This is a genomic window from Cyclonatronum sp., assembly GCF_022565315.1.
Lineage (GTDB): Bacteria > Bacteroidota > Rhodothermia > Balneolales > Cyclonatronaceae > Cyclonatronum.
Genome location: NZ_JAIUMX010000161.1, coordinates 1 through 6,390 on the forward strand (window position 1 = coordinate 1; position 6,390 = coordinate 6,390).

Here is a 6,390-nt window from a genome sequence, read left to right on the forward strand (position 1 = left end):
CCGATTATTATAAGGAAGCGTTCAAAGCCGACAGCGTTTTTTATGATGATAAGCTGGAACTGGTTTTCAGAAAACGCAAGCCGGAAACGGTGTACTGCAACGGGGAAGCGGAAGCGCAGTTTGTTTCAAATTTCGGACTAAAGACCGACTCGGTAACCCTTCCGGAGGCGCTGGCCTACTGCCGGAGTATCAAGACCGACCGTGAGCTTGAACTAATGCGGCGGGCTTCCAAAGCCGCAAGCGAGGCGCATCTGATCGCCATGAAACGCGCCCAAACCGCGGAATGGGAGTATGAGGTTAAGGCCGATTACGAACATCACCTGATAAAGCAGGGGATGCTGCACCATCCGTACAACGGCATTTTTGCTTCCGGCAAAAACAGCGCCATTCTGCATTATGTAGATAATTCGCGCCGCATCCCCAAAGGGAGCCATTTCCTGATTGATGCCGGCGCCGAATACAAAGGCTACGCAGCGGATATCACCCGCACCTTCCCTGTCAGCGGGAAATTTGACGGCGTTTTTGGAGATTTATACCGGATCGTGCTTCGTGCCCTCGCGGAAACTACGAGCGGTGCGCGCCCCGGCATTAAGATGGAGGACCTGCACCTGCATGCCTGTCAGGTGATCCTCAGCGGACTCAAAGACCTCGGCCTGGTCCACGGCAGTATCGACGATATGATGCAGGTGAACCTTTTTGCCCTGTTCTTCCCGCACGGGCTGGGTCACTTTCTCGGGCTCGACACCCACGATGTGGGCGGCTACCTCAAAGGCATCGAGCCGATCGACCGGCCCGGCCTGCGGTTCCTGCGCGCACGCCGCACGCTTGAGAAAGGCATGGTGGTCACCATAGAGCCGGGCCTCTACATGATTCCCGCGCTGCTCGAACCCGCCTTCAGCGACCCCAAGCACAAGCCCTTCCTGAATGAGTCCAAACTCCGCGGCCTGCTCGACTTCGGCGGCATCCGCATCGAAGACAACCTCGTGATCACCGAAACGGGCTACGAGAATCTCACCAATGTGCCAAAAAAGCCGGAAGAGATTGAAGCGATACTTTCTTAGCAGTATGTCAGTATTTCAGTGTGTCAGTGTGTCGCTTGTTTTTTGATTTTATTGCGGTTGCATTGGCACAATACGGCTTTGCGTTTTTTGCAACTTTGGGTCTTTGCGGCTTTGCGGCTTTGCGTGAAATAAATCTGCGTAAATCTGTGGGCCGTCAACTACGCTTCGTGAACTTCGCGCTCATCCTTTGCGGGCTTCGTGGTAAATCTGCCACTGTTGTCTGAACACGAAGGGCGCGAAGGTTTACGCGAAGGACGCAAAGGGTAAGGTTTGATTAACTGCGGTCAGCGGTCTGCGGTCTTCAGTCAATCAAACAAAAATCCGCCCGATCCATGTGCCGTCAACTACGCTTCGCGAACTTTGCGCTCATCCTTTGCGGGCTTCGCGGTAAATCTGGCTCTGTTGTTTGAACACGAAGGGCGCGAAGGTTTACGCGAAGGACGCAAAGGGTAGGGTTTAGCGGTCTGCGGTCTGCGGTCTGCGGTCAATCAAACAAATATCCGACCGAACCCTGGGCCATTTTTTGGCGGCAGGGCTGGCTTAGGGGATTTCTCACATTACGCTTCGGTCATTTTCCTGCTTCTCCCGCCTGTTATCCTTCGGTGAGCTCCTTCCACCTGATAAGCGTTCGAAATGACATGGGGCGGGGTTTGGGCTTGAAAGAATCGGCGTAAACCCGCCCGATCCGCGGGCCGTCAACTACGCTTTGCGATCTTTGCGCTCATCCTTTGCGGGCTTCGCGGTAACCCTGGCTCTGTTGTTTGAACACGAAGGGCACGAAGGTTTACGCGAAGGACGCAAAAGGCTAGGTTTAGCGGTCAGCGGTCTGCGGTCTGCGGTCTTCCGTCAATCAAACAAAAATCCGCGTAAATCCGGCCAAATCCGCCAAATCCGCGGGCCATCAATCCGGGCGGAGTTTTTCGAAGATGGCGAGGGCTTCGGGGTTTCGCATGGCGTCGCGGCTTGCCGCTTTTTCGGCAGGGATGCCCTCGAGGATGCGTTTTACCGGCTTCTCCATTTTTTTGCCGCTCAGGGTGTAGGGGATTTCCGCCACTTCGATGATTTCATCGGGCACGAAGCGCGGGGCGATGCGCTCCCGGATATTGACCGCTACCCGGCGGCGGAGGTCGTCGTCGAGGGCTTCCCCCTCCTTCATCACCACAAAAAGTGGCATGTACCAGCTGCCGTCGGGCCGCTCGAGACTCACGATGAGGCTGTCGCGGATGGCCGTTTCCGTTTCAACGGCGCGGTAAATTTCGGAGGTACCGATGCGCACGCCCATCTTGTTGAGGGTCGCATCCGAGCGGCCGTAGATCACGCAGCTGCCCCGCTCTGTTATTTTGAGCCAGTCGCCGTGCCGCCATACGCCGGGGTACATCTCAAAATAGCTCTCGCGGTAGCGCTTCATGCCTTCATCTCCCCAAAACATCACCGGCATACAGGGCATGGGTTTGGCAATCACCATCTCCCCGACCTCTCCGGTTACCGCTTCGCCGGCTTCGTTACGGGCCTCCACTGCGGAACCGAGCAGCCGGCACTGGATCTCGCCCGCGTGCACCGGCAGGGTCGGGTTTCCGCCCACGAAGCTGCTGCAAATATCGGTGCCGCCGCTGGTTGAGTTCAGCTGTATGTGCCGGCCAACCTGCTCATACACCCAGCTGAAGCCTTCCGGGGGCAGGGGCGAGCCGGTCGAGCCTACGGAGCGCAGGCTGCTGAGGTCGTGCGTTTGCGCCGGTCGCATGCCGTTTTTGAGACAGCTCACAAGGTAGGTCGCGCTTGTACCGAAAGTCGTCATGCGGGCCTGAGCGGCGTATTCCCAGAGGATATCGGCCCGGGGCCAGGCCGGGCTCCCGTCGTACAGCACCGCCGTTGCCCCCCGAAGCAGGGCCGCAAGCACCACATTCCACATCATCCATCCGGTGGTGGAATACCAGAAAAAGCGGTCGCCGGGGCGCACATCGGCGTGAAATTCCATGTATTTGAGGTGTTCGAGCAACATGCCGCCGTGTCCGTGCACAATGGGCTTGGGCAGGCCGGTCGTGCCGGAGGAGTACAGCACCCAGAGGGGATGCCCGAACGGCACCGGCTCAAAGTGAAGCTCCGCCGTTTCGCCGTTGCTTGCGGTTGCCGCTGCCCAGTCCGTAAACCGGATGCCGGGCTGCGCCGGGATTTCGGGCCCGCCCTCCAGCCAGAGGATGGTGATGACTTCCCGCAGGCTTTTAAGTTCTGCGATGAGCCGGCTTACCTGCGGACTGCGGTCGAGCTTTTTGCCGTTGTAGGTGTAGCCGTTCACGGCAATGAGCACGACCGGCTCTATCTGACTGAAGCGCTCCGTTACGCTGTCCGCGCCGAAATCGGGCGAGCAGGCCGACCACACCGCGCCTATGCTTGCCGTTGCCAGCATGCCAATGAAGGCGTGCGGACTGTTGGGCAGAAAGCCCGCGACCCTATCGCCGGGTTTTACGCCGCAGCTGCGCAGCCGGGATGCGAGCGCAGCAACCTGCCTGCGAAGCGCAGCCCAGCTTACTTCGGTTTGGGGATGGGTTTCGCTGCGGTAAATGAGGGCCGGGTGCGCATCAGATGCCATGCGGAACACATGCTCGGCAAAGTTGAGCGTGCTGCCGGGGAACCATTCAGCGCCGGGCATCTCCCGCTTGCCGAGTACCGCGGTGTACGGCGTTTTGCTGCTGATGCCGAAATACGTCCAGAGGGATTCCCAGAAGGCTTCGGTTTCGGTGACCGACCATTGCCAGAGGGCGTGGTAGTCATCAAACGCCAGGCCGCGGGTTTCGGCGAGCCAGCGGCAGTAGCGGGTGAGGTTGGCGTTTTCAATCTGCTCAGCATCGGGCTGCCAAAGCAGGGTTCCTTCGTGCACGGAGGTCTTCATCAGTGGGGCGCGTTGGTTAGTGGGAGTCGAATCAGCTAAAAAAGGGAGCGGCCGGTTAGTACGGCTTTCTTCAAAAATAACAGCCCGGGCAGCGCTGAACCGGCTGCAGCGGGAATCCCCGAATATACTGAATCAGCCGTTTTCAGTCCGCATCAATTCCCCTTTATCCTGCGGTTTCGGGTGCAGCCCGGCAATTCAGGCTTTTACTTTGGAAAGTACCGCCAGCCGGAAACACATCCCCCGAAAACAAAAAACCCGGACCTCAGCGCTGCCTTTAGGGTCAGCCCTGAAATCCGGGTTTTAAAGTATAAATTACGCTAAAACTGCGCCTGTTTTACTGTGCCAGCGTTGGCGCGAAAGGCACAGAGGAGTGATGCAAATCAATTTTCAGTTCGCCGGTGGGAAGCTTTACATAGCCAAAGGTGTACTCCACCTTTTTTTCTTCGCCGCTTTCAGTGGTGAAGAAATACTCGCCCATTGCAAAAGCGCGGTCGTTTTCAATATCGATCTGGAAATTATCGAAGCGGACTGCTACCCAGGGCTGCAGGGCGAAGCCGTCGTCTTCATCAAAGGAATCGTTATGGCCGATGAAGTAGGAAAGCGCGCCTTCAAAATCGCCGCGGAAGGGATGCTCGCGGGCGCGGGTAGGCTTAAACATGATGTGGTCTTTCTCGAAGTAATATAGCTTCCTGATGATATCAGAAGTTTTTTCCCTGATCTCATCGAACGGAAGATTTTTGAGTTTGCCGATTTCCACAATCGCGTTTCCCCATTCAAGCTGGGCTTTCTGAACTTCTTTAAGTGTGATCATGCGCTGTAACTTTGGTTCTGCGGTAAGGTTTTAAGAGCGATTACAGCTTAGCCGCTGAAATCGAATACGAATATACGATTTATTTTATAAAGCCTCAATTTGATAAACTTAGATGCCTTAAACCACGGATTTTTCGGTTTCCCACAGAATGCAAAACCGCTTTCAGGGCTCGGGTGGTTTGGTGTAAAACGGATTGGTTTCGTAGGTATCGAGGCGCAGGTAGGTGCGGCTGTACTTCACGTAGTTGTCGGAGTATTGGATGATGGAGGCGAGCTCCTCATCGGTGAGTTTGCGCACGGGTTTGGCGGGGCGGCCCATGCACAGCCAGCCGGAGGGCATCACCTTGCCGGGGGTAACCAGGCTGCCGGCCCCAATGATGCAGTCGGGCTCAATCACGGCCTTGTCGAGCACGGTAACGCTCATGCCGATGAGCACGCGGTCGTGCACCGTGCAGCCGTGCAGCATCACCTGATGCCCGATGGTTACCTGATCTCCGATGATGGTCGGGCCGGTTTGGTTCATCACGTGGATGCAGCTGTTATCCTGTACGTTGGAGCGCTTTCCGATGCGGATGTAGTTCACATCGCCCCGAATGGTGCAGTTGAACCACACGCTGCTCTCTTCGCCCATGTGCACATCCCCGATAATATCGGCGCTGGGCGCGATGAAGTTGGTGGGGCCGTAAAAAGGTTTGCTGTCGAGAAACTGATAGATCATGATTCGCAGGGCTGAAATAATTGGAATTTGAAATCAATCTTTTACCGGCCTAAGATACGGCACCGGCCTTTCAGGGTACAGCAGGAAAGTGCCGCAGGCTTTTTCCGGTCGGGCTCCCGCTTTTTTTGTAACCTCCTGAGGCGCCCGACGCTCTAAGCAGTAAACGCCCGTCTTTACACCCTAACTTCTACCGATATGAATTTTAATGAAATCGCTCCTCTGATCTTAATTCTCAGTTTATTGAGTATTTTTCTGGTGAACCGCATCCTTAAACATAAGGAGCGGCTTGCCATGCTCGAAAAAGGCATTGTCTTTCCGGATGCGCCCAAAGGCGGAAAGAACTTCTTTTGGGCACGACTTGGCTTTGTTGCGTTCGGACTTTTTCTCGGCATATTCATTGAAGATCATTTCATGAATGCTTTTACGGTCTGGCTCGGGGGCTCACTCGCAGGGCTGGGGCTGCTTGTTTCTTACCTCGTTTTTCCGATTGAATCGGCAAGCGACCCCATCACGATACAATCGCAGCCGGATAGTGCAGCAGATGCGAGCCCTGCACCGGTAGCTCCGCTCAGTGGAAAAGCTGAAGGAATCTCGGATACGCCCAAAGCCGCGGAGGAACACAAGAAGCAAAATGAAGGAATTATTGCGCAAACCGAAGCACCCGAAAAAACAGCTGACGTGATTGAAGCCGGCAAAACTTCTGAGCCCGATGCGCAGCTGCACCCCGGCACGGACAACGCTGCCGGCCAAACCTCAAAACCCTGAAAGCAGCTTTACCTCCGGTAAGCTGCCCTGCTGATGCCCGATTCCGAAGCCTACATCGATGCGGTACTTGCCGGCGACCGGGATGCCTTCCGGCACCTGGTGCGCCTGCATAAAGACAGCGCCTGGGGCATCGCCCTCTCCGTGCTGAA

At 56.1% G+C, this 6,390-nt stretch carries 5 protein-coding genes; 2 read left to right on the forward strand and 3 right to left on the reverse strand.

The window, feature by feature from the left end:
- The coding region (locus LAT75_RS14910) for a M24B family metallopeptidase (RefSeq protein ID WP_291483512.1) at positions 1-1,061 on the forward strand (1,061 nt) is incomplete at its 5' end.
- A 901-nt stretch (positions 1,062-1,962) separates the two neighbouring features.
- Here LAT75_RS14910 and LAT75_RS14915 read toward each other — a convergent pair.
- From LAT75_RS14915 to LAT75_RS14925, 3 genes are all read right to left on the reverse strand, one after another.
- Complete coding sequence (locus LAT75_RS14915; protein ID WP_291483514.1) at positions 1,963-3,948, reverse strand: acetoacetate--CoA ligase; 1,986 nt, start codon at positions 3,946-3,948, stop codon at positions 1,963-1,965.
- Positions 3,949-4,282: 334 nt separating this feature from the next.
- The gene (locus tag LAT75_RS14920; protein WP_291483517.1) at positions 4,283-4,759 is read right to left on the reverse strand and encodes a hypothetical protein; all 477 of its coding nucleotides are present in this window, start codon (positions 4,757-4,759) and stop codon (positions 4,283-4,285) included.
- 162 nt (positions 4,760-4,921) lie between these two features.
- A complete protein-coding gene (locus tag LAT75_RS14925; RefSeq protein WP_291483519.1) occupies positions 4,922-5,476 on the reverse strand; it encodes a gamma carbonic anhydrase family protein in 555 nt (184 codons plus the stop codon).
- A 195-nt stretch (positions 5,477-5,671) separates the two neighbouring features.
- On the opposite strand from LAT75_RS14925, the gene LAT75_RS14930 reads away from it, so the two are divergent.
- Positions 5,672-6,241 (forward strand): hypothetical protein, encoded by a 570-nt coding sequence (locus LAT75_RS14930; protein ID WP_291483521.1) that lies wholly within the window; start codon positions 5,672-5,674, stop codon positions 6,239-6,241.
- Positions 6,242-6,390: the final 149 nt, after the last annotated feature.

Bases quoted from the DNA above. Each gene is read 5' to 3' on its own strand.
- LAT75_RS14915 (WP_291483514.1), bottom strand. From the start codon at position 3,948: ATGAAGACCTCCGTGCACGAAGGAACCCTGCTTTGGCAGCCCGATGCT.
- LAT75_RS14920 (WP_291483517.1), bottom strand. From the start codon at position 4,759: ATGATCACACTTAAAGAAGTTCAGAAAGCCCAGCTTGAATGGGGAAAC.
- LAT75_RS14925 (WP_291483519.1), bottom strand. From the start codon at position 5,476: ATGATCTATCAGTTTCTCGACAGCAAACCTTTTTACGGCCCCACCAAC.
- LAT75_RS14930 (WP_291483521.1), top strand. From the start codon at position 5,672: ATGAATTTTAATGAAATCGCTCCTCTGATCTTAATTCTCAGTTTATTG.